Raw genomic sequence first — 25,526 nt, forward strand, 5'->3', positions numbered from 1 at the left:
CGGCCATCGGGTCGAACACGAACTCTCCCACCGTCAGGGAGGGGGTCACGGGCCTCGAGCTCCCGAAGTCACGAGCGTCAATGAATAGAGCGTTATACGCCATAGACCGTCCTCACGCCACCGCCAGTCCCGGCACCGCCTCACCTGACGCGCTGGCGGCACCCGCACCCCGCACCCCGCACCCCGCGCCCGGCCTCACCGGCGGCCCGGGCGGACCACCGCCCGGGCCGGCAAGGGCGCGTTCAGAGGGGCGAGCTCCATCCGGGCGCGTCGGCGCCGGGCGCCACGAGACCGGGGACCTGCCCGAAGTACTCGGCCATGAACGGCTGCTGAACGTGCTTCACGACCGAAGCTCCGTTCTCCCACTCCTCGTAGATGAGATAGGTCGAGGCGTCCTCGTGCGAGCGGTTGACCGTGTAGTGGACGTTCCCGTCCTCCTGCCGGATCTTCGGCAGGATCGACCGGACCAGCCTTTCGAACTCGGCTTCCTTCCCCGGGAGGATCCGGGCTTGACCGACCAGGGCGACCGGGCCGGTCGAGGTCGCGATGTCGACCGGTAGCGGACCTTCAGCCACGTCAGTGTCACTCATTCGTTGTGCCTTTCGCCAGTTGGCCGTGAAACCTGCTACCACGAGCCTAGACAGCAGATCTGGGCCGAACAATGACACAATGGAGCGCAAACTTGTCCGTTTGACCCATCCGCTCTAGGGTGGAGGCATGGACGTCCTGTCCGAAGTGCTCGCCGCGGCCGGCATCACGGCAAGCTCGGGACTGCGCATCGTCGCGGGCGGCGACTGGGGCATGATGCGACCCGAGTGGACGGACGCCGCGCTCTACGGGGTCGTCTCCGGGGAAGGAGTTCTCCTCACCCGGGAAGACGGCCTACGTCCGTTCGCCGCGGGCGATGTCCTGCTGCTCACCTCCGGTATCGCGCACGTCATCGCCTCCTCCCCGTCCGCCGAGGCCGCGATCTGCGATGGCCGGGCCGTCGCCGAGGCGCAGCACAGCGGTGACTTCATGACGCTCGGCACCGGCGACGCCACCGTCCAGCTGGTCGCCGCGTCCTATTCCCGCGACATGATCGCGCCGCTGCCGTGGCTTCAGCAGCTCCCTGAGGTGATCCACATTCGCGCCGAAACCACCGACGCGCGCACGGTGACGACCCTGCACTTGCTCGACCTCGAGCTGACCGAGCCCGGCGCGGGTTCACGGGTCATCATCGATCGGCTCGTCGACGTGCTCCTGGCCTGCGCGCTGCGCTCCTGGGCGAACGGCGAAACGGACTGCGAATCAAGCCTGTGGCGCACGCTCCGCGACCCCGCCGTCGTCTCCGCTGTGGCAGCGATTCACCGCGACCCGTCCCACGCCTGGACCGCCGCCACGCTCGCGAAGGAAGCGGCCGTGTCGCGCACGACACTCAATAGGCGGTTCGAAGCAGCGACCGGCGACGGTCCCGCCACCTACCTCACGCGCTGGCGGATGCACCTCGCGGCACGCCGTCTCCGCGACAGCGACGACACCGTCGAGCACATAGCCGCCGAAAGCGGATACACGTCGGTCGCGGCCTTCAGCCGCGCGTTCCGCCGCGAACTGAACACACCGCCGGCACAGTTCCGGCGCGACTCCCGCGTCACCTGACTGCCTTCTTCGGTGCCGTCGACGTCGAAGTCCCACCGGTCGCTGTGCCGTCGCGTCGCGACAGCGCTGAACGGCGATCGACTCGACCTGGATCAAGAACCGAGTCGATCACCAAGACCGCGTTCGCGGGCGCGGGCCGTCAGGAGAACGGCGAACGGCCGACGGAATTCCCGATGACGCCGGGCGCCGGCGGGGGGTCGTCGATGACGTTGACGTAGCGGTACGCCTGGTAGTTGTCGTTCGCGTGGCTGTCGAGGGTGGGGTCGTTGATGTTGGCTGTGGCGCGCTTCACCGGGGTCGCGCCGAACGAGTAGTACTCGAAGTTCCCCTTGTCGTCGAGCCACTTGTGGAAGAGCAGGACGTGTTCGGTGGTCGAGTTCAGGATGTCCCCGGCCTGGAGCTGGGAGCGGTCGATCTTCTCTCCGTAGTAGGGCAGGGTGTACGTGCTCGCGCTCCAGCTGAGGTGGAAGGCCATCGAGACGTATCCGGAGCAGTCGCGGCGGTAGACGCGTCCGTCACCCGGTCCGGGTGAGAAACCGTTGTCACCGGGGGCGAAGTTGTCCGGGTCGTAGTACGGCCCGGGTTTGTGGTCGACCCAGTACTGCGCCCGGGCGATGATCTCCGACCGGGTGATCTTGGGTTCGTTCTCGGGGTCGCACTTGTTGCCGTCCGCCTTCTGGCAGGAGAGGCCGGTGCGGTCGACCTGGTTCACCGGGTCGTTCGCGGCGTAGGCGTACCGGTTGAGGCCGATGGAGTCTTCGCCGTCGATGGTGGGGTCGGGCGAGATGAACCGGCCGAGCTGCGGGTCGTAGTAGCGGGCGTTGAGGTACACCAGCCCGGTCGAGTCCTGGCGTTCGGCGATGAAGCCGCGCGACTCGAAGGGCAGCGACCCACCGGCCGACAGGACCTCGCCGAAGGGCCGGTACTTCTTGCGGTGGACCTCCACCCCCGCCGCGTCGGTCTCGGCCTGCACCGAGCCCTGGATGTCGGTGTGCACCCAGTACTTCGTCCCGCCGTCGACCCGGGCCACCGGCGTGCCCTCGATCGAGACGTACTTGGTGGTCGTGCCGGCGGTGACGTTCACCTCGTAGTCGACGCCGAGGTAGCGGCGGGTGACCCCGCCCTCGACCTGCTGGAGCCGGGTGTCGTCGGCGTCGTAGGTGAACGTGGACGTGACACCGCCCTTGACGACCGAAGCGAGCAGCCCGTCACCGTTCCAGGTGAGGGTGCGGCCGGCGCCGGAGGTCATGTTGCCCGCCGCGTCGTAGGTGTAGGCGTTCCCTCCGGCGGTGCTCACCGCGTGCGGGTGCGCCGGGTCGTAGGCGTAGGCGCCGGTCCGGGAGTTCGAGGCGATGTTGCCCGCCGCGTCGTAGGTGAGGGACTGGTTGTTCGCCGGGCCGGCGTCGTCGGTCGCGCTGGTGAGCCGGCCGCCGTCGTCGTAGGTGTAGCTCCAGCTCTCGTCGGGGAACGGGCTGGTGACCTTCGTGATGTTGCCGCTCGCGTCGCGGGTGAACTTGTTGTCCTGCACGACGTTCGCGCCCGACTTCGTCTCGATGCCGGTGAGCCAGCCGCGTTCCGCGTCGTGCGGGCGGGTGGTCGTGGTGCCGTTGGCGTTCGCGATCCGGGTCACCTTGCCGTCGGCGTTGTAGGTCGCCGAGGTGACGTAGCCGGGGATCGCCGTGAGCCGGCCCGCGCTGTCGTAGCGCAACGGCGCCGCCGCGGTGCCCTGGGTGTCCCCGTCGGGGTAGGTCGTCCACAGCTTGCGGTCGCCCGCGTCGAAGCCGTACCGGAACTCGTAGCTCGCGGCGCCCACGGTCCGCACGGTCTTGACGGTGTGGCCGAGGGCGTCGTAGTCGAACGTCCGGGTGCCGGCCGCGTCCGTGTTCGCGGTGACCTTGCCGACGTTGGCGTAGCCGGCGCGGACCTGGTCGTAGGCCCAGGACACCGTTGCGGCGGACGCGGTGCCCGCGTTGGTCGTCTTGCCGGTCTTGCGCCCCAGCTTGTCGTTGGTGAACGTCGTGCGCTGGTTGTTCGCGTCGGTCTGCGCGACCGCGCGGCCGGCGTCGTCCCACTCGTAGGCGGTGACTCCCTTGTCCGGGTCCGCCACCTTCGTCTGCCGCCCGAACGAGTCCGTGGTGTAGGCGATGACGGCCCCGGACGGGTCGGTGGACTTCGCGAGGTTGCCCCGCAGGTCGTAGTCGTACCGCGCGGTCACGGCCTTGCCGCCGACCGTCTCCTGGCGCTCGGCGCGCTTGCCGTAGGCGTCCAGGCGGTCGGTCGTGGCGTGGCCGTTCTCGTCGGTGCTGGTGGTCGACCACGGGCCGTAGCTCTTGGTCTGGACCGCACCACCCGGCAGCGTGGTCTTGACCACCCGGTCGAGCCCGTCGTAGGCGGTGAGCGTCGGGTACGTCACCGGCTGCGCGGTGCCCGCCACCCAGTAGTAGGGCGCGGTCTTCGACGCGACCTGACCGCGGGCGTTGTACGCCGAGTCGACGTAGATGTCCCCGGTCGCCGCGTCCGGGCCCTTGGCCGCGGTGCGGTACGGGCGCTGCAGCCCGTCCACGTAGCGGCGGCTCCACTGCGGGGCGCCCGTCCCGTCCGCGGCCGGCTTCTCGACCTGCTCGTACTGCTTGGCCGGATCGCCGACGTCCACCCACTTGTGGCGTTCGAACTTGCCGCCGGGCTGGGTGGTTTCGGCCGCCCGGCACAGCGGGTCGTAGGTGACCGTGGTCGCCTGCTGGTTGAGGTCGTTCACCCGGGTCGGCGTGCCGCAGACGGGATCCCACGTCGCGTCGACCGTCTGGGACAGCGCGTTGGTCTCCGAGGTCTGGAAACTGTGGTACGTCGGGTCGTAGCCGAGTGTGGTGCGCCCGCCGAGCGCGTCGATCTCGGCGGTGAGGTTGCCCCACGCGTCGTACTCCTTGCCGGTCCCGACGAACGCGTCCCGGGTCGAAAGCCACTGGGCCGACGACGTCGCGTAACCGGTCGCGGGAGCCTGGTCCCACGCCGCGCCGTCGTACCCGGTGCGGGTCTCGCTGAGCTTCGTACCCCCGGCGCCGACACCGGCCACGACCTTCACCGCGGCCGGCTTGTCCACGATGTAGGCGCCCGTGTTGGGCACGAATGTGGTCACGGTCGTGCGCTCGTCGCCCGCCTGCTCGTTGTCGCCGTTCTCGATCTGGGTCACCACTTCGCCGTAGGCGTTGTACGCCCGGCTCGTGTAGGTGCGCTTGCAGTCCGCTCCGGGGCACACCGCGCTCTTGCCGGTGTACGCGGTCTCCATCGTGCCAGTCGGCAGCGCCGTCCTCGGCACGGTCGTGCCGTTGGTGAGGTAGTCGGTGGCCGTCGAGCTCAGCAGCGCGCCGTCGCCGCCGTGGTTCTCGGCGCGCTCCGGCTGGCCGATCGCGGCGAGGTCCTGGCGGAACGTCGTGTCGACGTACGGGCACTGCGTCTCGCCCGCGTTGCACGGCTTGGTCTCCCGCTGCGTGCGGAACCCGAGGAACGTGCGCTCCGGGTGGTGGTACGCCCCGCCGGAGTAGCTGTAGTCCGTGGTCGCGGCGCCACCCGGGCCGGCGTCGTCGGTCACGGCGGACACCGTCTGGGTCAGCGGCGGGTTGTTCGTGTTCACCCACGCCGACGACGGCTTGTAGCTGACCGACGTCTTGTCGCCCCACTCGTTGGTGCGGGAGGTCAGCACGTCGGTGGCCGCGCCGCCCATGTTCCAGATGTGGCGCCCCTTGTTGAGGCCGAAGTTGGTGTTGTAGAGCTCCACCATCTCCGTACGCATGTCGCCGTTGACGTCCATTTCGAGGAAGTCGCTGGTGCAGGTGCCCTTGCTGCAGGAGTAGGTGCCCATCGTCGGGTCGCTCGCGCCGGGCGTGAAGCCGGAGCCGGTGGACAGCCAGATGTCGCGTTTCGTCGACGCCCCCAGGAATCCCGGGGAGAGGGCGACCATGTCCATCCGGTGGTCGCCGTTGACGTCCATCACGAGCTGCTTGGACGTCTCGGCGTAGGCCATGCTCGTGTCGGTGGCGCCCAGTTTGTAGCTGTAGCCGGTGGAGAGCCACGTCCGGCGGGTGTACGTGCCGAACAGCGGGTAGAGCTCGACCATGTCGACTTTGTCGTCGTCGTTGACGTCCATCATCAGGAACCGGCTGCCGGCGCCTTCCGCGTTCGGCGCGCTCCAGGAGATGCCGGAGTCGGCCGCCCCGGAGACGAAGCCGGTTCCGGTGGACAGCCAGACGTGCCGGTTGCCGGCGCCGAAGAGCGCGGGCGACAGTTCGACGAAGTCGGTCTTGCCGTCGCCGTTGACGTCGGCGGGCTCGAACTGCCGATTCGCGTCGTAGGCGATGCCGGCGTCGTTGGAGGCGAGGGTGAAGGTGGTGCCGTCCGAAAGCCACGTCGCGCGGCAGTAGTTCACCGGGAAGATCCCGCAGGAATACAGTTCCAGGACGTCGGTCTTGCCGTCGCCGTTGACGTCCATCGGGAGGAAGCGCGCGTTCGCGTCGTTGCGGCCCTGGGCCGCACCGGTCGAACCCGCCGTGAAGCCGGTGCCGGTGGACACCCACAGCTGCCGCGCCAAACCCAGGCCGGAGGGGGAGAACTCCAGCAGGTCGGACTTCCCGTCACCGGTGAAGTCACCCGGCAGGTAGCGCGCGTTCTCGTTGAGCGACGTCGCGCCCTCCGCCGACGCGAGCGTGAAGTCGGTGCCGTTGGACAGCCACGTCTTGCGTTGGTAGGTGCCGAAGTTCGGCCACAGCTCCAGCATGTCGGTCTTGCCGTCGCCGTTGATGTCCATCGGGAAGTCTTTGGCGCTGTTGTTGTTGCCGGTGAACGCCGGGTTGTTGTTGCCGGAGACGAACGCGGGCGCGCCGGCCTGGTAGGTCGCCGTCACGGGTGGCATCGCGGTGCCGCCGGTGACGGTGCCGGCGGCGTCCAGGACGGCGTCGGTGCCGAACTGCTGCACGGCCGACAGGAGTGACCGTCCCGTCGCGTCACTGGTGGCGTAGGTCAGCTTGTACGCGCGGACCCGGCTGCCACTCACGCCCACGTCGATGGTCTTGATGCGGCCCTGGACGGTCCGGATGCCGCCGTTGCCCATCGCCCGCAGGTCGGTGTCGGTGCGCTGCTCGTAGGTGAACTTGATCGTGGTCCCGTTGTAGGTGACCGAATCGAGGTACTCCCAGCAGCACGCGAACTGGTTGGCCGCCCAGTTGTAGGTGACCGTGTTGCCCTTCGTGTCGACAACCTGGCTCAGGCCCCACCGGTAGACGAGATCGGTCCCGGCCGACAGCACCGGCGCGTAGACGCGCTTGACGCCGTCCTTCGCGGTCAGGGTCCACCGGCTGGCGGCCCCGGTTCCGGTCAGCGCGAACTTCCGGAAGGACTCGTTCTTGGTCGAGTGCGTGCCACCGGAGGTACAGCTCGGGCTCACGCTGCCGGCGACGCAGGGCACGAGCTCCTCGCCGTCCGCGAGGTAGACGTCCGAGCCGTCGTAGCGGGGGGCGCCCTTGCCGGTGCCGGCCCGTTCGATCTCGCTGAGGCCGCTCAGCGTCCAGCCGACCCCGGCCAGCCCGTTGAGGGCGGACGAATCGTAGGCCAGCGAGAACTGCGGGGTGATGTCGTGGAAGGCCGGGACCCGGATCGCGATCGAGTCGGTGAACGTCCCGTTCCCGTCGACCTGCCACGACTTGTCGGGCACCTGCGGCTCCGGCGTCTTGGCGACGTCGGCGAGCGAGGTGCGCTCCTTGTCCTTGGCCGGCTGGCCATCGGCGGGCGCGGTCACCGCCCCCGCCGTGCCCACACTGCCGGCAAGCAGCACGACAACGACCAGAAAACCGCGCAGCGCGCGGCCGACTCCTACCGACCCCATGGCCTGACCCCTCGGCACTCTCGGAGTGGACGGGCACACCGTCCAGGGCGACTGTGCCGTCCGGCCTTGATCCGTCGGCGTGATCGAACCGATGGTACATCGCAGTCCGTGCACGTGAAAGGGCCTGAGTCACGACGGAGTTACGGATCGCTACCTCGCCCGTGCTACCTCGATCACGCACAGTCAGCAATCCGCACCTCGACCACCTGCGACTCGCCGTGACGCCGCACTTGCGTGACGTAGTCGAACAGCCGCGGCCCCACAGGCTGTCCACGGGACGCCCGAACAGGGTCTTGAGTACGTCGTTTCGGTTCGACACAGGTATTCGCGTGACGGCGTCACAACCGTAACAACCGACATACGCTTGAGCAGGCGGCCTTTCTGCCGTCACACGCCCAGCGGCAGCGTGCCGCGAGTTCGAAGAAGCGTTGCTCCGCACCCGCGACGGGTGCACCGCCCGGTCGCCGGGTGGGGTCAAGATCGTGCTGCAGGCCAAGCGGTACGCCACCACGAACAAGGTCACCAGCCCGCAGCTGCAGCGCTTCGGCGGCACCTGCTTCGCCGTTCACCACGCACGCGTCGCCGCCCTTTCGACCACCTCGACGTTCACCGAAGCCGCCCACGGCTGCGCCAGGCACACCGGGATCCGGCCGTTCGACGCCTTCGCCGGCAAGCCGCACCGTGCCGGCGCCCTGGGAGGCGCCCCAGGCGGGTGTGACGTAGGCCACCGGGCGGGTTCGACCAGGCAGGAGGCCGGAAACCTGCGTAACTTTGGCAGCGAAATAGCGGGCGCTGTCCGTAGCCTCGGTGACCGACCGCTTAGTAGGCTCGCGAGCGGCAACCAACCGCTTCTCAACGACGAGGAGGTCCTCCGTGACCGATTCCCCTTCCCGTGTCGCCGTGGTCACCGGGGCCGGCCGTGGCATCGGGGCCGCTGTCGCCGCCCGGCTGGCCGCCGATGGCTTCGCCGTCGGGCTGCTCGACCTGGACGAGGCCGGCGTCAAGCAGGGTGCCGACGCGATCATCGCCCAGGGCGGCAAGGCCGTCGGCGTGACGCTGGACGTCAGTGACGCCGAGCAGGTCGACGCCGCCGTCGCGCGGGTGGCCGAGGAGCTCGGCGCGCCGACCGTGTTGATCAACAACGCCGGCATCACCCGCGACAACCTCATCTTCAAGATGACCGAGCAGGACTGGGACTCCGTGCTCGGCGTCCACCTCAAAGGCTCGTTCCTGATGACCCGCGCGGTCCAGAAGCACATGACCGCCGAGAAGTGGGGCCGGATCGTCAACCTGTCCAGCACCTCGGCGCTCGGCAACCGCGGCCAGGTCAACTACTCGGCGGCCAAGGCCGGCATGCAGGGCTTCACCAAGACCCTCGCGATCGAGCTGGGCAAGTTCAACGTCACGGCGAACGCGATCGCCCCCGGCTTCATCGCCACCGACATGACCGCGGCCACGGCCGAGCGGGTCGGCATGTCGTTCGACGACTTCAAGGCGGCCGCAGCGTCGCAGATCCCGGTGCAGCGCGTCGGCACCCCGGACGACATCGCCAACCTGGCGTCGTTCCTGGTGAGCGACGGCGCTGGATTCATCTCGGGCCAGGTCATCTACGTCGCCGGCGGACCGAAGGACTGAGGCGGATGCGCGAATTCGAGAACCTCGACGCCTTCGCCGCCGCGGTCGGCGAACACCTGGGCTACAGCGACTGGTACACGATCACGCAGGAGCGGGTGAACCAGTTCGCCGAGGCCACCGACGACCACCAGTGGATCCACGTCGACGAGGCGATGGCGGCCGCGGGCCCGTTCGGCGGCACCATCGCCCACGGCTTCCTGACGCTCTCGCTGCTGTCGGCGTTCGGGCCGAAGATCTACAAGGTCAACGGCATCAAGATGGGCATCAACTACGGCCTCAACAAGGTCCGCTTCCCGCAGCCGGTGAAGGTCGGCTCGAAGGTGCGCGCCGGGGCCGAGCTGGTCGAGATCTCCGACATCGAAGGCGGCAAGCAGGCGGTCTCGCGGTGGACCGTGGAGATCGAAGGTGCGACGAAGCCCGCGTGCGTCGCCGAATGGGTGACGCGCTTCCTCGCGTGACCCTCCGTCACGACGACGTCACTTTCCTAGGGAAAGATGCGTCCAAGGCCCCTCAAACGCATCTTTCCCTAGGAAAGTGAGAGTTTACCGGGTCTACTTTTCAGGGCATACCGACTAGTCGGTATCATTCGATGGTGTCAGAGCTTGAGGAGGCTGGATGAGCACCGATCCGCCGGGTCTCGACCTGGGCAAACTGCGGGCTCACCTGGACGCGCACCGGCCCGGGCTCGTCACCGGGGAGCTGACCGCGGACGTCGTCGAGGGCGGCCGGTCGAACCTCACCTACGTGGTGGGCGACGGCCGGTCGCGCTGGGTGGTGCGCCGCCCGCCGCTCGGGCACGTGCTCCCCACCGCGCACGACATGACCCGCGAGTTCCGGGTGATCTCCGGGCTGCGCGACACCCCCGTGCCGGTGCCCGAAGCGCTCCTGCTGTGCGAAGACGCGGGCGTCATCGGCGCGAACTTCTACGTCATGAGCTTCGTCGAGGGCACGCCGTACCGGACCGCGGACGAGCTGGCCGCGCTCGGCGCCGGGCGCACCCGGGCCATCGCCGACGCGCTGGTCGACACGCTCGTCGACCTGCACGCGGTGGACCCGGCCGCGGCCGGGCTGGGCGACTTCGGCCGCCCGGAAGGTTTCCTGGAGCGGCAGCTGCGGCGGTGGAAGAAGCAGCTCGACGCGTCCCGCAGCCGCGACCTGCCCGGCATCGAGGAGCTGCACGACCGGCTCGCCGAAGCCGTGCCGACGTCGGGGAAGCCGTCGATCATCCACGGCGACTACCGGCTCGACAACGTCCTCGTCGACGGCGACGACAAGATCTCCGCCGTGCTGGACTGGGAGATGTCGACGCTGGGCGACCCGCTGACCGACCTCGCGCTGCTGGTGGCCTACGCCGAGCGGGACAAGGTGTCGCTGCCGTTCGTGTCGAACGCCAGCTCGGCGCCGGGCTACCCGGCCACCGACGAGGTCGTCGCCCGCTACGCCGAACGCTCGGGGCGCGACGTCTCGCAGCTCGACTGGTACGTCAGCTTCGCCTTCTTCAAGCTGGCCGTGATCCTGGAAGGCATCTACTACCGCTACAGCAAGGGCCAGACGGTCGGCGCCGGCTTCGAAGGCGTCGGAGCCGGGGTCGCGCCGCTCATCTCGCACGGCAACGAGATTCTCAAAGAGGAGAAGTAATGGACTTCGCGTTCGACGCCAAAACCGAGGAGCTGCGCGCGAAGCTCCTCGAGTTCATGGATTCCCACGTCTACCCGGCCGAGGCGGTGTTCGAGCAGCAGCTCGCCGAGCGCGACGACCCGTGGGCCATCCCGCCGGTCATGGACGAGCTCAAGGCCGAGGCGCGCAAGCGCGGCCTGTGGAACTTCTTCCTCCCCGGCGACCACGGCGCGGGCCTGACGAACCTGCAGTACGCGCCGCTCGCCGAGATCACCGGCCGCAGCATCCGGCTGGCCCCGACCGCGGTCAACTGCGCCGCGCCCGACACCGGGAACATGGAAGTGCTCTCCATGTTCGGCACCGACGAGCAGCAGAAGCAGTGGCTGGAACCGTTGCTGAACGGCGAGATCCGCTCCGCGTTCGCGATGACCGAGCCGGACGTCGCCTCCTCCGACGCCCGCAACATCGAGACCAGCATCCGCCGCGACGGCGACGAGTACGTCGTCAACGGCCGCAAGTGGTACATCTCCGGCGCGATGAACCCGGCCTGCAAGATCTTCATCGTGATGGGCAAGACCGACACCGAAGCCGCGCCGCACAAGCAGCAGAGCATGATCCTGGTCCCGCGCGACGCCCCGGGCCTGACGGTCAAGCGCGGCATGCACGTGTTCGGCTACGACGACAGCGACCACGGCGGCCACGCCGAGGTGCTCTTCGAGGACGTCCGCGTGCCGGTCGAGAACCTCATCGCCGGCGAGGGTGACGGCTTCGCGATCGCCCAGGCGCGGCTCGGGCCGGGCCGGATCCACCACTGCATGCGCGCCATCGGGATGGCCGAGCGCGCGCTGGAGCTGATGTGCCGCCGCGCGATCTCGCGTGAGGCGTTCGGCAAGCCGATCGCGCAGCAGGGTGTCGTGCAGGACTGGATCGCCGAGTCCCGGGTGCGCATCGAGCAGCAGCGGCTGCTGGTGCTCAAGACCGCGTGGCTGATGGACACCGTCGGCAACCAGGGCGCGCACACCGAGATCCAGGCGATCAAGATCTCGACGCCGTCGGCCGTCGAGTGGATCCTGGACAAGGCCGTGCAGGTGCACGGCGCCGGCGGCGTCAGCCAGGACTTCCCGCTGGCCGCGATGTGGGCGGGCAACCGCACGCTGCGCCTGGCCGACGGGCCGGACGAGGTCCACAAGCGGTCCCTGGCCCGCCGTGAGCTGAAGAAGTACCTGTCGGAGGGCGCGAAGTGACTGTCACCGCCGAAGAACTGACCGGCCAGGTCACCGAGTTCCTGGCCGCGCACGACCCGAAGACGACGGATCGGATGGAGTTCCTGCGGGCCCGCTACGACGCGGGTCTCGCTTGGATCCACTTCCCCGCCGGGCTCGGCGGCCAGGACGCGCCCCGCGCCCTGCAGTCCGTTGTGGACGGTCTCTTTACCGACGCCGGCGCGCCGGACAACAACCCGCGCCGGATCGGCATCGGCCTGGGCATGGCCGCGCCGACGATCCTCGCCTTCGGCACGCCGGAGCAGCGCGAGCGCTTCCTGCGTCCACTGTGGACCGGCGACGAGGTGTGGTGCCAGCTGTTCAGCGAGCCGGGCGCCGGCTCCGACCTGGCCGCGCTGGGCACCCGCGCGGTGCGCGACGGCGACGACTGGATCGTCACCGGCCAGAAGGTGTGGACGTCGGGCGCGCACGAGTCGCAGTGGGCGATCCTGGTCACCCGCACCGACCCCGACGTCCCGAAGCACCAGGGCATGACGTACTTCATGTGCGACATGACCGCGCCGGGCGTCGAGGTCCGGCCGCTGCGCCAGATCACCGGCGAGGCCGAGTTCAACGAGGTGTTCCTGACCGAGGTCCGCATCCCGGACACGCAGCGCCTCGGCGCCGTCGGCGAAGGCTGGAAGGTCGCGCAGACGACCCTGATGAACGAGCGCGTCGCGATCGGCGGGCACGTGCAGCCGCGCGAGGGCGGGCTGGTCGGGATCGTCGCCAAGACCTGGCGCGAGCGTCCCGAGCTGCGCACGCCGGAGCTGCGGGACCGGCTCGTGCAGCGCTGGGTCGAGGCGGAGTCGCTGCGGCTGGCCGGCACGCGGCTGCGTCAGCAGCTCACCGCCGGTGCGCCCGGTCCCGAGGGCTCGGCCATGAAGGTCGCGTTCTCGGAGCTGAACCAGGCGCTCACCGGCCTGGAGGTCGAGCTGCTCGGCGAAGAGGGCCTGGCCTACGACGACTGGTCGTTCCGGCGCCCGGCGATCGTCGACTTCACCGGCCGCGAGGCGGGGTACCGCTACCTGCGCGCCAAGGGGAACTCCATCGAGGGCGGCACCTCGGAGGTCCTGCGCAACATCATCGCCGAGCGCGTGCTGGGTCTCCCGTCGGAGCCGCGCGTCGACAAGGACGTCGCTTGGAAGGACCTGCCCCGATGAGTCAGACACAGCCTGATCTGCTGTATTCCGAGGTCGAGGAAGACCTCCGGGCTTCGGTCCGGGACCTGCTCAAGGCCAAGGCCGACGCGGCCACACTGCTGGCACGGGTCGAGACGGCCGAGGGGTACGACCTGAAGCTGTGGCGCACCCTGGCCGCCGACCTCGGGGTCGCCGGGCTGGCGGTGCCGGAGGAGCGCGGCGGGCACGGCGCGTCGGCCCGCGAGGTCGCCGTCGTGGCCGAGGAGCTGGGCCGCAGCGTGGCGCCGGTGCCGTTCCTGGGCAGCGTCGTGCTGGCGACGACGGCGTTGCTGCACACCGACGACGGCGAGTTCGTCGGCCGGCTGGCCGCGGGCGAGGCGATCGGCGCGCTGGCCGTGCCGCTGTCGACGACCCCGGGGGCGGGTTTCCCGTCGTCGGTGACCGCGTCCGGCGGGACGCTGACCGGCCGCGTGGGCACGGTCGCCGACGCGTCGGTGGCGGACCTGCTGGTCGTCCCGGCCGCCGGCCCGGACGGTCCCGCGCTGTACGTCGTCGAGGCGTCGGCGGCGACGATCACGGAACTGGTGTCCTTCGACCTGACGCGGCGCGTGGCCGACGTCGTGCTGGAGAACGCGCCGGCGACGCTGGTGGCCTCGGGTGAGCAGGCCGCGGCCGCGTTGGAGCAGGCGCTGCTCGCCGGCGCGGGCATCCTGGCGTCGGAGCAGACCGGGATCGCCGAGTGGGCGCTCACCGAGACGGTGCGCTACCTCAAGGGCCGGTACCAGTTCGGCCGCCCGGTCGGCGGCTTCCAGTCGCTCAAGCACCGGCTGGCGAACCTCTACACGGACCTGGTGCTGGCCCGCGCGACCGCCCGCAACGCGGCCGACGCGCTGGCTTCAGGCGTCGACGTGCCGATCGCGGTGTCGGTGGCCCAGGCCCGCAACGCGCCGATCGCGGTCAAGGCGACCGAGGAGGCCATCCAGCTGCACGGCGGCATCGGGATGACGTGGGAACACCCGGCGCACCTCTACCTGAAGCGCGCCAAGGCGGACGAAATCGCGCTCGGCACCCCGGGCCGGCACCGCGCCCGCTTGGCCGACCTGGTCGACCTGCCCGCCTGAGCCGGCCCTTCCTGCTCCCGGTCCGGTCCGTGAAGGCCTCCTTGAGGGACTCAGAGTCCCTCAAGGAGGCCTTCACGGACTTGCTCTGCGGTGGCCGAGCGCGGGCCGGGCGGCGCACTGGCCGGGCGCGGAGCGGCGCACGCGGCGTCGTGCGCCAGGGCCTGCCTGGGCCTGCCTGGGCCTGCCTGGGCGTCGTGCGGGCGTCGGCGTGCGGCACGCGGGCGGCCCCCCGAACACGCGACCGCACCAGCTGTCACACGTGCCCCAGGACTACTGCTCGTGAGTGTTTAGGGCGGTTCTAACCGCCCTAAACACTCACGACCGGCCGCGGCAGACCTCCCGGGCCGGACGCGGCGCACATGGGCTCACGGCGGCGGATTTTGTGAATAGTATTCATATGTTTTCGTCTTTTCGCTCAGATGAGCGAAAATTATGTGAGCCACGCCACTGCGCGGGCAAAAGTGTGGCAAAAGTGCCCTTCTTCCCATGGTTCGACCCCGCACGGGCGATCTAGCCTGGGCGCCATGGAATTCGCCGTCGCGCCGACGGAAGCCGGGCCGCCCGGTGCGCTCGAGGAAGTGGACGTCGCCGTCGGCGACCACCACCACAGCGCGCTCGCGGCCGGTCCCGCGTCCGGCGAATTCGTCCTGCTGCTGCACGGCTGGCCCGAGTTCGCCGACGCCTGGACCGAGCAGCTGCACGCCCTCGGCGAGGCCGGCTACCGGGCGGTGGCCGTCGACCAGCGCGGGTACGCGGTGGGCGCGCGGCCGGCGGACATCGGGGCCTACACCATCGAGCACCTGGTCGAGGACGCCCTCGCCTTCGCCGACAGCCAGGGTGCCGACCGGTTCCACCTCATCGCCCGCGACTGGGGCGCCATGGTGGCGTGGACGCTCGCGACGACCCATCCGCACCGGCTGCGGTCCCTCGCCGTGCTCTCCACGCCGCACCCGTCGGCCCTGCAGCACGCGGCCGCGACCGACGATGGCCAGTTCCACGACCTCGGCTACATCCGGTTCTTCCGCGCCGCGGTCGGCAAAGCGGAGAATTACCTCCTCCGGGACGAAGCGGCGCAGTTGCGCGCGGTTTACGACAACCGCATTCCCGTCGAATTCGTCGAGCGCAACATCGCGCGCCTTTCCGCACCGGGCGCCCTGACCGCGACCCTGAACTGGTACCGCGGCGCGACGACCGACGCCTTCGACATCCCGGCGGGCCGGATCGCCGTGCCGACGCTCTACCTCTGGGGCAGCGAGGACCCGTGGCTCGGCCGCGGCGCCGCCGAGCTGACGGTGCACCACATAGACGCCGAGTACCGCTTCCAGATCATCGAGGGCGCCGGCCAGCTGCTGGCTTCGGAGACGGCGGACGAGGTGATCGAGCTGTTGCTGGACCACGTCGGCCGGCACTAGCCCGTCTTGCGGACCAGCCCCGTGTAGCCGACCAGGGCGAGCGTCGCCAGGGCCCAGATCGCGGCCTGGACCAGCCAGATCGCCACGGTGAACACCTGCCCGGAGCCGATCCCGGTGTTGAGGTCGCACCGGCCGCGCACCCCGGGCGACAGCGGCAGCCCGCGATCCAGCCCGACGCCGACGAGCTCGACGGTCGTGCACGGCGTCCCTGCCTTCGCGGTGAGCTCGGACGTCCGCTCGGCCGCGCGGTGGCCGCCCTCGCTCACGTGCCCGGCCCACAGCCCCAGCAGTCCGGCCGCGACCACGGCGAACACCAGCGCGGCGGCCGTCCGCCGGGCGCGGTAGCCGTAACCCGCGAAGGCGCCCCACAGCCAGTGGAACCACCGGGCGAGCCGGCCACCGACCGCCTCGGGCGCGCGGCGCCGCAGGTCCCGCTGCTGGGTGATGAGGACGTGCCGGACGTTGCCGTCGTGCCCGGCGGCCCGTTCCGCGGCGGCGAGCCGCTGGTACGGCCCGGGCCGGTAGCCGGCGGTGTGGTTCCGGATCAGGTCCAGCCACTCCCGCCAGGTGACGTCGGCGAGCGCGCCGAACCGGAACCCCTCGAGGTGGACCAGGCCGCCGGTACCCGCCAGCTCGGCGGGAAAGAAAACCGGCCCCTCGACGACGACGTCTTCGAGGCTCACCAGCGTCCCGCCGGCCGGGTGCACCACCGACGCGCCCGTGAAGGACAGCTGCCCGCCGACCCGGGCGCCGAGCAGCTCGACGACGGCCTGCTCCCCCGCACCGGTCGCCCGCACCCCGATCAGGGCGAAGGTCTCCCGGACCTGGCACCGGGAAGCGGACAGGGCCGGCCCCGCCGTGTTGGTGAGCTCGGCGCTGTCGAAGCCGAGCCTGCCGTCGACCCGGGCGCCGAACAGGCTCACCGCGCCGATCTCCGACGTACAGGTGGCCTTCAGGCCGCCCAGATCGAGAGAGGTGCCGACCCGCGTCTCGTCGGCACTGAAAGCGGGACCGGCTGCGTTGGTGATCTCGGCGCCGCCCACGAGGACCTGCCCGGTGACCTCGGCGCCGTGCACCCGGATCGCGCCCTCGTCGCCGGCGCCGGAAGCGCGCACGCCGGTGAGGTGCAGGTCGCCGACCCGCAGGCCGTCCGCGTACCACGCCGGGCCGGAGCCGGAGGCGAACCGGGCGCCCGTGAACTTCGCCTGGCCGTCGATCCGGGCGCCGAGCAGGCGGAACGCGCCCGTCGCCGTCAGGTCCTCGGCGTACAGGTTGCCTTCGATCCGAAGCCGGTCGCCGCTGAACGCCGCCCCCGTGTCGTTGGTGAGCTCGGCGTCGTCCAGGTGGACATTGCCGCCGACGGACGCGCCGATCAGGCAGAGCACCCCGAACTCCCCCGACCCGGTCGCGCGCAGACCGACCGCGTGGACGCCGCCCTCGACCCGCATCCCGTCGGCGCTCAGCGCGCTGCCGCGGCCGTCGGCGAGCACGGCGTCGCCGAGGTTGACCTGGCCGTCGATCCGGGCGCCGCGCAAGGTGATCGCGCCCCTCACGGTGACGCCGGTGCCGTACAGCCCGCCGGCCCGGAGCCGGTCGGCACCGACCGCCGGGCCGCTCTCGTTGGTCAGCTCGGCGTCGCCGAGGTCGAGCTGACCGCCGACCCGGGCGCCGAGGAGCCGGAGCGCGCCCCTCGTCACCGGAGCCGGTCACGGTGGCCGCGGCCAGCCTCAGGTCACCGTCGACGACCACGCCGTCGGCGTGCACCGCCGGCCCGGACTCGTTGGTGAGCACCGCGTCGTCGAAGACGACCTGCCCGGACACGTGGGCCCCGGGCAGGCGGATCGCCCCGCTGTCGCCGACGCCGGTCGCCCGCAGGCCGAGGCCCTTGAGCCCGCGGCTTTCGAGAGCGTCGAGGTACAGCGCCGGGCCGTCGCCGCTGCGGATCTCCGCACGCGCGAGCACGGTCAGGCCGTCGACGCGCGCGTCCCGCAGGCAGATCACCCCGAACTCCCCGGCACCGGTCGCCCGCACCCCGGTGAGGTCGAGGTCGTGGCCGATCCGGACGCCGCTGCCGTCGAACCCGGCGATCCGGCTGCCGGACAGGTCGAGCCACGGGAGCCGGGCCCGGCGCGCGCTGATCGGGTTCACGAGCACGCAGCCGGCCAGCGCGAGACCCACGCTCGCCTCGGCGTGATCCAGGTCCAGCGTCCCGGCGATCCGGGCGCCTTCGACGCGGACGCCCCGCGGGTCCACCGGACCGCGCAGGCCCAGCAGCAGCTCGCGCAGCACCACGGCCCGCACCGGGGCGTCGGTCACCAGAGCGAGGCCGCGACGGGCCGCGTCGACCAGTTCTCGTTCCGCTCCGGTCAGTTTGTCGACAACGGGCAGCGGCGGGAAGTCGGTCATCAACCAGGCGGGCGCAGGGCGTCCAGCAGCAGGTCCGCGTAGTGGTCGCCGATCTGGCGGGCCGAGAGGGAGCCGCTGCGGTGGTACCAGGAACCCAGGTGGTGCACCGAACCGAAGTAGAAGTCGACGACGACGTCGGCCGGCTTGTCCGTGCGGAACTCGCCCGTCGCCTGGCCTTCTTCGACCAGGCCGCGGAACCGCTCGTGGTACTTGCGGCGCTCGGCGCGCACCGCCTTCTGCTTGTCCGGCGACAGCTGGTGCATCGACTGCAGGAAGATCGTGTTGTCGTCCAGGTTGTCGATGCTGGACACGACGACGTCGGACGCGGCCGCGGCCAGGCGCTCGCGCAGCGGCGCGCCCGAGGAGGCGACGCTCTCCAGCTGCCGCGTCTGCTCGCGCAGCACCCGGGCGTAGATCTCGTAGAGCAGGTCGTCCTTCGAGCCGAAGTAGTGGTACATCGCGCCCTTGGTGACGCCTGCGGCTTCGACGATCTCCTGGACGGACGTGCGGTCGAAGCCCTTTTTCGCGAAGAGCTTCGTGGCCTGCTCCAGCAGGCGCCGCGGTACGGCGGCCTGCTCGTCGCCGGCCGCCTCACCCGGTTTGCGGGCACTTGCTCGTGTCATGGCAAGACCCCTCTGTCGAGTTCGGACGCCACTTCGGACGCCACAGGATAACGGCTCAGCCGGTCGAGGCCAGGAACCGGCGCGGTACGTCCACGAGCATCGTGGTGATGTCCGCGTCACTCATCCCACGCTCGCGCAACGCGGGCAGCACGTCGCGCGTGATGTGCAGGTAGTGCCAGTTCGGCGTGAGCACCGGCAGCTGGTCCGCGGGCAGCCAGTCGATGTAGCAGGACGCGTCGTGCGAGAGCACCATGCTGCCCGCGTAGCCGCGTTCGCACAGCGCCACGACCGTGTTCACCCGCTCCTCGAACGGCAGCAGCAGGTCGAGCCCGAAGCGGTCCATGCCGAGGATCGAGCCGCGGTCGGCCAGCTCGGTGAGGTACCCGAGGTCGGTGGTGTCGCCCGAATGCCCGATCAGCACGCGGCTCAGGTCGACGCCTTCGTCCTCGAAGATCGCCTGCTGCTCCAGCCCGCGCCGGCTGACGGCGTGGGAGTGCGTCATGATCGGTGTCCCGGTCTCGACATGCGCCTTCGCCACCGCGCGCAGCACGCGTTCGACGCCCGGGGTCACGCCGGGCTCGTCGGTGGCGCACTTGAGCAGCCCGGCTTTGACGCCGGTACCGGCGATGCCGTCGCGGATGTCCCCGACGAACATCCCGACGAGCGGGTCTTCGCCCTGCAGCATCGTGCCGGGCCCGCGGAAGTGCAGGTAGTGCGGCACGTCGTTGTAGGTGTAGAGCCCGGTGGCGACGACGATGTTGACGTCGACCTCGGCGGCGACCCGCTGCACGCGCGGGATGTAGCGGCCGAGCCCGATCACCGTCGGGTCGACGATCGTGTCGATCCCGGCGTCCTTCAGCTCCTTGAGCCGCCGGATCGCCTCGGGGACGTGCTCTTCCTCCCGGAACCCTTCGTGCTCGGGGTAGTTCTCGACGAATTCGGGGCTCAGCACGAAGAGGTGCTCGTGCATCAGGACCTTGCCCAGCGCTTCCGGCGCGATCGCGCCGCGGACCGTCTCGACCATCAGCCCCTCGCCCGCAGTTCGCGGCGCAGGATCTTGCCGCTGGTGGTCTTCGGCAGCTCGTCGAGCACTTCGATGGTGCGCGGGTACTTGTAGGCCGCGAGCCGTTCCTTGCACCAGGCCACCAGTTCCGCCGGATCGGCGGTCACGCCGGGCGCGGGACTGACGTACGCCTTGACCGTCTCGCCGCGGTATTCGTCGGCGATGCCGACCACGGCGGCCTCGCGGACCGCCGGGTGCGTGTAGAGGACGTCTTCGACCTCGCGCGGCCAGACCTTGAAGCCGGACGCGTTGATCATGTCCTTCTTGCGGTCGACGACGTAGACCCAGCCGCGCTCGTCCATGAACCCGATGTCGCCGGTGAGCAGCCGCCCGCCGGGAATCGACTCGGCCGTGGCGTCCGGGCGGTTCCAGTAGCCGGACACGACCATCGGGCCTTCGACGGTGATCTCGCCGGCCTGCCCGAACGGCAGCTCTTCGCCGTTCTCGCCGAGGATGCGGATGATCGTGTCGGGCACCGGCAGGCCGATCGAGATGGTGCCGGACGCCGGATCGATCGGCGCTTCGAGATCACCGGGGACGACGACGCAGCCGGCCGTGGTCTCGGTGAGGCCGTAGCCGTTGTGGATGTAGTGCCCGGTCTTCGCGCGGAATGCCTCGACGACGGCGGGCGGCAGCGCGGCGCCGCCGGAGTAGAGCAGCGCGAACGACGCGAAGTGCTCGCGGCTGAAGGACGGGTGGGCCATCAGCGCCATGTAGGCCGTCGACGGCCCGACCGTGTACGACGGCTCGTGCTCGAGGAAGGCGTCGAGCACGACGCCGGCCTCGAAGCGGTAGGCCAGCGCGAGCGTGCCTTCGATGTCGATCGCGGAGCCGATTTCGCAGACCATGCCGGTGATGTGGAACAGCGGCGCGAGCCCGAACAGCGTCGAGCCGGCGGGAAGGCCGCTGAAGGAGCCGAGCGCGGCGGCGTTGGTGCCGATGTTGCCGTGGGTGTTGGTGGCGCCCTTCGGCGTGCCGCTGGTGCCGGAGGTGTAGCTGATGAGGGCGACGTCGTCGAGTGCGAACGCGGGCTCCGGCGGCTTCGGCCCGGGTGTCTTCGCGGCTTCGAGGAGTTCGGTGGCGCCGGGGGTGTCCTCTCGCGTGACCTTGCCCAGCACGCGCTCGTCGTCGCGGGTCTGGAACTCCAGTTCGCTGGTGGTGAGGGCGATCGGGAGGTCGCTCGCCGTCTTGCCGATGTAGGCGTTCCAGCCGCGCTGCGAGCAGACGATCGCCTTCACGCCGGCGTCGGTGAGCACGTGGGTCAGCTCGCGCTCGCGGTACATCGGGTTGACCGGCACGACGATCCCGCCGGCCTTCCACGCGCCGAGCAGCGCGATGACGAACTGCGGGATGTTCTGCAGCACCAGGGCGAGCCGGTCGCCGCGCCCGAAGCCGTTGTGCGTGAGGTAGCGGGCGACGCCGTCGGAGAGCTCGTCGAGCTGCCGGTAGGTGAGCCGGCCGTCGAAGTAGACGATGGCGTCCCGGTCGGGCACGTGGTCCGCGGCCCGGCGGAAGCTCTCGGGCAGCGTCGTCGCCTCGACCGGTTCCACGGACCGTTCGCCGTAGCTCGCCAGCCACGGCTTCTCGTCGTACCAGCTCATCCAGTGACCTCCCTTGGACACCGACCGGTCGGTATGCCGACGCTAGGAGGCCGCGCCGGTCCGCGTCAAGACCCGGGAATCGCGCCGCGGGCTTCCGGCGATTTCCGGAATACGCAGACGCCGTGCTTCACCCAGGAATACGGCTCCCGGTTCGACCTGGTTCAGATTTTCTTTTTCCGACAGATTCTCCTGGACAACCACCTGGTCAAGAAGACATCATGGCGCCTGGCCGCGCATATGTTCCCGTTAACCAGCACCGAACATGGGAGCCATTCATGCCTACTACCGGTGGACGACACCGCATTTCCCGGCGCACGAAACTCGCGACAGCGGCACTCGGCCTCGCACTCGCCGCCGGCGCCCTGGTGATCGCGACGACGACCGGCCAGACCGGCCAGGCCAGCGCGGCGAGCGCCCAGCAGATCACGTGCCCCGACGTCGCCGGGCAGCTGCCCGCGATCCCCGCCCAGGCCCAGGCCGAGGTCCAGCGCAACCTCGCCCTGCTCGACACCCAGCTCGCCGAGGCGAACAACCGCCTCGTCACCAGCGCCGGCCAGGGCGGCGCGAACTTCGTCCAGAACGCCATCCTCGGCCCGCTGAAGGACAAGCGGGCCAGCACGATCGACCGCATCGCGATCGCCATCGGCCGCGTCGCCGAGAAGCCCCAGGGCCTCGGCGGGCTCGCGGCCTGCACCCTCGGCGGGCAGCCGGCCGCCACGACGACCGCGGCCGCACCGGCCGCCACGGAACCGAGCGCGGCGGAACCGGCGTCCGGGCAGATCACCTGCCCCGACGTCGAGAGCCGGCTCCCGGCGATTCCCGCCCAGGCCCAGGCCGAGGTCCAGCGCAACCTCGACTTGCTCGACACCCAGGTCGCCGAGGCCAACAACCGCCTGGTGACCAGCGCGGGTGAGGGTGGCGCGAACTTCGTCCAGAACGCCATCCTCGGCCCGCTGGAGGACAAGCGGATCGCCACGATCAACCGGATCGCCACGGCCATCGGCCGCAACGCGGACAAGCCGCAGGGCCTCGACGCACTCGCTCCCTGCAGCCGGTGAATTCCCGCGGGTCAGCGGGCCGTGAGCGCGCTGACCCGCAGGAATCCCCGCGGCGGGCCGGTCATCGTGAGCCGCAGTTCGCCGGTGACGACCGAGCCGAACGTGAGGGTCGCCAGGTCGCCCGCCCAGGTGATCCGCAGGTCCCGCACCGGCTCGAAGCCCCGCGCCGTCCGGCAGGCGACGTCGATCGCGGCCGGGCGGGCCAGCGCGCCGGACACGACGAACTGCGCCGTGGCGACGCCGATCCGCCGGGGCGCGGGCCAGGTGAGTGAGACCCAGTCTCCGGGCCGCGGCCGGCTCACGGCACCGAGCGTCGCCGTCGCCGGCTTGACGTAGTAGTTCGACCAGCCGGTCGCCGGATCACCGTCGAGCATCGCCGCCGGCAGCGTGTCCGGCGCGCCCGAATAGCTCGCGTCGGCCGATGGACCGGCGGCGAGGCCACCGGCCGTCTCACGGGCCCGCGCACCCGGACCGTTGCGCTGTCCGGGGCTCGTCCCCGGCAACACGATCTTCGCGGTCTTCAGGCCCGGCGCGGTCGCCGTGACGGTGATCGTCCCGCGCCCGGTCGCCGCGATCACGGCGACGGCCTGGCCGTGGAACGCCGGGATCGTCGGCTGCTGGTAGCTCTGGGCGAGCTCCTGCCGGCCGTTGTCCACCCCGGCGACGCGTCCCGGCCCGCGCACGGCGAACCGGAGCACCGGCTCGGCGCCGGGCACGACGGTGCCGTGCGCGTCCACGACGGTCGCCGTCACGAACGACATCACGCCCTCGGAGCGCGCTTCGGTGGTCAGCGTGAGGGCGTGCGGCGGACCGGCGGTGACGAGCCGGTCGCGCGCCACCTCACGCCCGCCCGCCGTGGCGATCGCGGTCAGGGTGCCGGGTTCGAACGGCACCGTCCAGGTCAGGTGCAGCTTGCCACTGCTGCCGTTCGGGCTGGTGTAGCTGCCGGAGGGATCGTGCTTGTCGTCGCCGGCGGGTTCGGTCGTCTCCAGGTACCCTCGTCCGTCCACAGTGGTCTTGCGGTCGAACTTCTTCACTCCCAGCGACTTCCCGTTGAGCACCAGCTCGACGGTGTCCACAGTGGAGTAGACCCACACGGCGACCGGCTCGCCCGAGCGGTGGTCCGTCCAGTCCATCGGGACCAGGTGCACCATCGGCCGGGTGGTCCACTGGCTGCGGAACAGGTGGAAGGCGTCCTTCGGCAGGCCCGCGCTGTCCACCGCGCCGAAGAAGGACGTCTTGACCGGGAAGACGTCGTACGGCGTCGGCTCGCCGAGGTAGTCCTGCCCGGCCCACAGGAACTGGCCCTGGCAGAACTTCCGGTCGCGGTCCTTCTTCAGCGAGTACTCCCCGCTGAAGGTCCACGAGGCGAGGTTGTTGTCGTAGGACGACGTCGACCGGCGGCCGGGCGTGTGGTTCTCCCCCGTGTTCAGCAGGTCCGGGTCCTGGTAGACGCCGCGCGTCGAGGTCTCCGACGACGATTCCGACTCGAAGAAGAACTTGTCCGGGTAGGTCGTGTGCAGCCCGTCGATCGACTGAGCGGTGTTGTAGTTGACGCCGAGGCCGTCGAGCTGCCGCAGGATCAGGTCCTGGGGCGAGCCGGGCGCGGGCACGCTGCGGTAGCGGTCGGAGCCCATGATGACCGGCCGGGTGGTGTCGATCGCGCGGACCGCGGCGATCAGCGACGCGGCGATCTCCGGACCGCCGGCCATCGAGGCGTCCGGGACCTCGTTGCCGATCGACCAGAGCACGACCGCGGGCGAGTTCTTGGCCGCGTGGACCATCTCGGCGATGTCGCGCGCGCTCCACTCGTCGAAGTCGAGGTGGTAGTCGTAGGCGACCTTGCCGATGCGCCAGCAGTCGAACGCCTCGACCATCATGAGGATGCCGAGCCGCTCGCAGACCGTGACCAGCTCCGGGGCGGGCGGGTTGTGCGCGGTCCGCAGCGCGTTGACGCCCATCGCCTGCATCAGCCGCATCTGGCGCTCCAGCGCGGCGGAGTCGATCACGGCGCCGAGCGCGCCCTGGCTCGCGTGCAGGTTGACGCCGCGCAGCTTCATCGGCTCGCCGTTGAGCGAAAACCCGTGGTCGGGGTGGAACTCGAAGGTGCGGATGCCGAAGTCCGTCGTGGTCGTGTCGAGCACGCGCCCGGCCACGACCACGTCGGTGCGCAGCCGGTACAGCGCGGGGCGTTCGGTCGACCACAGCCGAGGGCGCTCGACCGGCAGGTCGGTGCTCGCCTGCCGCGTCCGGCCGGCGGGCAGCGGAATGGTCGTCGAGCCCCGCGCCACGACGCGGCCGGCCGGGTCGGTGACGGTGGTGCGCACCTCGGCGGCGACCGCCCCGCCGGCGTCGTTCACGACATCCGTGGTCACACGCACGGTCGCGTGGCCGGCCGTGACGCCCGGGGTCGTGACGAAGGTGCCGTGCCGGGCGAGGTGCACCGGGTCGGTGACGACCAGCCGGACGCGGCGGTAGATGCCGCTGCCGGAGTACCAGCGGCTGCTCGGCAGCCGGTTCGTCGCGCGCACCGCGAGCACGTTCGGGGTGCGGCTGTCGGTGTGCAGCTTGCCGGTGAGGTCAAAGCTCCAGCCGGTGTAGGCGTACGGGTGCCGGCCGAGCAGTTCGCCGTTGAGGTGGACGTGCGCGTCCGAGTAGACGCCGTCGAACTCGACCGAGACACGCCGGCCCGCGAGCGCGGGCGGCAGCGTGAAGGTCTTCCGGTACCAGCCGAGGCCGCCGCGGAAGAAGCCGGACGCGCTGCTGGTGGCGCCCTGGTCGACGGGCGGGAGTTCGATGCTCCAGTCGTGCGGGAGGTCGACGGCCTGCCAGGCCGAGTCGTCGAAGCCCGGGTCCGCGTAGTGGTCTTCAGGGCCGGTGACGTCGTCGGCGTTCACCAGGACGAACCGCCAGCCGTCGTCCAGGTCCGTCGCCCGGCCGGTGACGGTGAGGCCCGGCCGGGTGAGCGCCTCGGCGGCCTGCGCGACGGGGGTGAACGCCGACACGAGCGCGGCCGCGCCGACCCCGCCGAGCACCTGCCGCCTGCTGGGACCCGGATCGTTCGGCATGGGGCGTT

General features: G+C 70.6%; 17 protein-coding genes and 1 pseudogene. 11 read left to right on the forward strand and 7 right to left on the reverse strand.

Annotation, left to right across the window (positions count from 1 at the left end):
* Nucleotides 1–242 precede the first annotated feature (242 nt).
* The gene (locus OG494_RS20390) at nt 243–590 is read right to left on the reverse strand and encodes a putative quinol monooxygenase (RefSeq protein ID WP_328458026.1); all 348 of its coding nucleotides are present in this window, start codon (nt 588–590) and stop codon (nt 243–245) included.
* 127 nt (nt 591–717) lie between these two features.
* Here OG494_RS20390 and OG494_RS20395 point away from each other — a divergent pair, with 127 nt between their 5' ends.
* Entirely contained in the window at nt 718–1,638 is a 921-nt protein-coding gene (locus OG494_RS20395; RefSeq protein ID WP_328458028.1) for an AraC family transcriptional regulator, read from the forward strand.
* 139 nt (nt 1,639–1,777) lie between these two features.
* Here OG494_RS20395 and OG494_RS20400 read toward each other — a convergent pair whose 3' ends face one another.
* Nucleotides 1,778–7,510, reverse strand: coding sequence for an RHS repeat-associated core domain-containing protein (locus tag OG494_RS20400; protein WP_328458030.1), 5,733 nt, complete (start codon nt 7,508–7,510; stop codon nt 1,778–1,780).
* A gap of 482 nt (nt 7,511–7,992) precedes the next feature.
* On the opposite strand from OG494_RS20400, the pseudogene OG494_RS48400 reads away from it, so the two are divergent.
* From OG494_RS48400 to OG494_RS20435, 8 genes and pseudogenes are all read left to right on the forward strand, one after another.
* Nucleotides 7,993–8,097, forward strand: a pseudogene (locus OG494_RS48400) (restriction endonuclease); the annotation flags it as partial.
* Nucleotides 8,098–8,383: 286 nt separating this feature from the next.
* Entirely contained in the window at nt 8,384–9,145 is a 762-nt protein-coding gene (gene fabG / locus OG494_RS20405) for a 3-oxoacyl-ACP reductase FabG (protein WP_328458032.1), read from the forward strand.
* Nucleotides 9,146–9,150: 5 nt separating this feature from the next.
* Nucleotides 9,151–9,603, forward strand: coding sequence for a MaoC family dehydratase (locus OG494_RS20410; protein ID WP_328458034.1), 453 nt, complete (start codon nt 9,151–9,153; stop codon nt 9,601–9,603).
* Between the two features lie 157 nt (nt 9,604–9,760).
* Nucleotides 9,761–10,783 (forward strand): phosphotransferase family protein, encoded by a 1,023-nt coding sequence (locus tag OG494_RS20415; protein ID WP_328458036.1) that lies wholly within the window; start codon nt 9,761–9,763, stop codon nt 10,781–10,783.
* Nucleotides 10,783–12,006: an acyl-CoA dehydrogenase family protein gene (locus tag OG494_RS20420; RefSeq protein WP_328458038.1), complete on the forward strand. Its 1,224-nt coding sequence runs from the start codon at nt 10,783–10,785 to the stop codon at nt 12,004–12,006. Before OG494_RS20415 ends, OG494_RS20420 begins: the two co-directional genes overlap by 1 nt.
* Nucleotides 12,003–13,187: an acyl-CoA dehydrogenase family protein gene (locus OG494_RS20425; RefSeq protein ID WP_328458040.1), complete on the forward strand. Its 1,185-nt coding sequence runs from the start codon at nt 12,003–12,005 to the stop codon at nt 13,185–13,187. The genes OG494_RS20420 and OG494_RS20425 overlap by 4 nt, the downstream gene beginning before the upstream one ends.
* The gene (locus tag OG494_RS20430) at nt 13,184–14,287 is read left to right on the forward strand and encodes an acyl-CoA dehydrogenase family protein (protein WP_328458042.1); all 1,104 of its coding nucleotides are present in this window, start codon (nt 13,184–13,186) and stop codon (nt 14,285–14,287) included. The genes OG494_RS20425 and OG494_RS20430 overlap by 4 nt, the downstream gene beginning before the upstream one ends.
* A 524-nt stretch (nt 14,288–14,811) precedes the next feature.
* Nucleotides 14,812–15,699, forward strand: a complete 888-nt coding sequence (locus tag OG494_RS20435; protein WP_328458044.1) for an alpha/beta fold hydrolase — start codon at nt 14,812–14,814, stop codon at nt 15,697–15,699.
* Here the strand turns inward: OG494_RS20435 and OG494_RS20440 are convergent.
* Nucleotides 15,696–17,396 (reverse strand): hypothetical protein, encoded by a 1,701-nt coding sequence (locus tag OG494_RS20440; RefSeq protein ID WP_328458046.1) that lies wholly within the window; start codon nt 17,394–17,396, stop codon nt 15,696–15,698. The two genes, OG494_RS20435 and OG494_RS20440, sit on opposite strands and share 4 nt — an antisense overlap.
* 61 nt (nt 17,397–17,457) lie before the next feature.
* On the opposite strand from OG494_RS20440, the gene OG494_RS20445 reads away from it, so the two are divergent.
* Nucleotides 17,458–18,147, forward strand: a complete 690-nt coding sequence (locus OG494_RS20445; RefSeq protein ID WP_328458047.1) for a hypothetical protein — start codon at nt 17,458–17,460, stop codon at nt 18,145–18,147.
* On the opposite strand, the gene OG494_RS20450 is transcribed toward OG494_RS20445, so the two are convergent.
* The 3 genes from OG494_RS20450 to OG494_RS20460 are packed head-to-tail and all read right to left on the reverse strand — an operon-like array spanning nt 18,105 to nt 21,392.
* Nucleotides 18,105–18,728, reverse strand: a complete 624-nt coding sequence (locus tag OG494_RS20450; protein WP_328458049.1) for a TetR/AcrR family transcriptional regulator — start codon at nt 18,726–18,728, stop codon at nt 18,105–18,107. The genes OG494_RS20445 and OG494_RS20450 overlap by 43 nt on opposite strands.
* A gap of 55 nt (nt 18,729–18,783) precedes the next feature.
* Nucleotides 18,784–19,752, reverse strand: a complete 969-nt coding sequence (locus tag OG494_RS20455) for a phosphotriesterase family protein (protein ID WP_328458051.1) — start codon at nt 19,750–19,752, stop codon at nt 18,784–18,786.
* Nucleotides 19,752–21,392: an AMP-binding protein gene (locus OG494_RS20460; RefSeq protein WP_328458053.1), complete on the reverse strand. Its 1,641-nt coding sequence runs from the start codon at nt 21,390–21,392 to the stop codon at nt 19,752–19,754. Before OG494_RS20460 ends, OG494_RS20455 begins: the two co-directional genes overlap by 1 nt.
* 275 nt (nt 21,393–21,667) lie before the next feature.
* Between OG494_RS20460 and OG494_RS20465 the strand changes: the two genes are divergently transcribed.
* Nucleotides 21,668–22,450, forward strand: coding sequence for a hypothetical protein (locus OG494_RS20465; protein ID WP_328458055.1), 783 nt, complete (start codon nt 21,668–21,670; stop codon nt 22,448–22,450).
* A gap of 11 nt (nt 22,451–22,461) precedes the next feature.
* Here the strand turns inward: OG494_RS20465 and OG494_RS20470 are convergent, their stop codons facing one another.
* Nucleotides 22,462–25,518: a glycoside hydrolase family 2 TIM barrel-domain containing protein gene (locus OG494_RS20470; RefSeq protein WP_328458057.1), complete on the reverse strand. Its 3,057-nt coding sequence runs from the start codon at nt 25,516–25,518 to the stop codon at nt 22,462–22,464.
* Nucleotides 25,519–25,526: the final 8 nt, after the last annotated feature.

This window comes from Amycolatopsis sp. NBC_00438 (genome assembly GCF_036026695.1).
Taxonomy (GTDB): domain Bacteria; phylum Actinomycetota; class Actinomycetes; order Mycobacteriales; family Pseudonocardiaceae; genus Amycolatopsis.

Coding starts and splice junctions, on each gene's coding strand:
- OG494_RS20390 (WP_328458026.1), bottom strand. CDS start 590: ATGAGTGACACTGACGTGGCTGAAGGTCCGCTACCGGTCGACATCGCG.
- OG494_RS20395 (WP_328458028.1), top strand. CDS start 718: ATGGACGTCCTGTCCGAAGTGCTCGCCGCGGCCGGCATCACGGCAAGC.
- OG494_RS20400 (WP_328458030.1), bottom strand. CDS start 7,510: ATGGGGTCGGTAGGAGTCGGCCGCGCGCTGCGCGGTTTTCTGGTCGTT.
- OG494_RS20410 (WP_328458034.1), top strand. CDS start 9,151: ATGCGCGAATTCGAGAACCTCGACGCCTTCGCCGCCGCGGTCGGCGAA.
- OG494_RS20415 (WP_328458036.1), top strand. CDS start 9,761: ATGAGCACCGATCCGCCGGGTCTCGACCTGGGCAAACTGCGGGCTCAC.
- OG494_RS20420 (WP_328458038.1), top strand. CDS start 10,783: ATGGACTTCGCGTTCGACGCCAAAACCGAGGAGCTGCGCGCGAAGCTC.
- OG494_RS20430 (WP_328458042.1), top strand. CDS start 13,184: ATGAGTCAGACACAGCCTGATCTGCTGTATTCCGAGGTCGAGGAAGAC.
- OG494_RS20435 (WP_328458044.1), top strand. CDS start 14,812: ATGGAATTCGCCGTCGCGCCGACGGAAGCCGGGCCGCCCGGTGCGCTC.
- OG494_RS20450 (WP_328458049.1), bottom strand. CDS start 18,728: ATGACACGAGCAAGTGCCCGCAAACCGGGTGAGGCGGCCGGCGACGAG.
- OG494_RS20455 (WP_328458051.1), bottom strand. CDS start 19,752: ATGGTCGAGACGGTCCGCGGCGCGATCGCGCCGGAAGCGCTGGGCAAG.
- OG494_RS20460 (WP_328458053.1), bottom strand. CDS start 21,392: ATGAGCTGGTACGACGAGAAGCCGTGGCTGGCGAGCTACGGCGAACGG.
- OG494_RS20465 (WP_328458055.1), top strand. CDS start 21,668: ATGCCTACTACCGGTGGACGACACCGCATTTCCCGGCGCACGAAACTC.
- OG494_RS20470 (WP_328458057.1), bottom strand. CDS start 25,518: ATGCCGAACGATCCGGGTCCCAGCAGGCGGCAGGTGCTCGGCGGGGTC.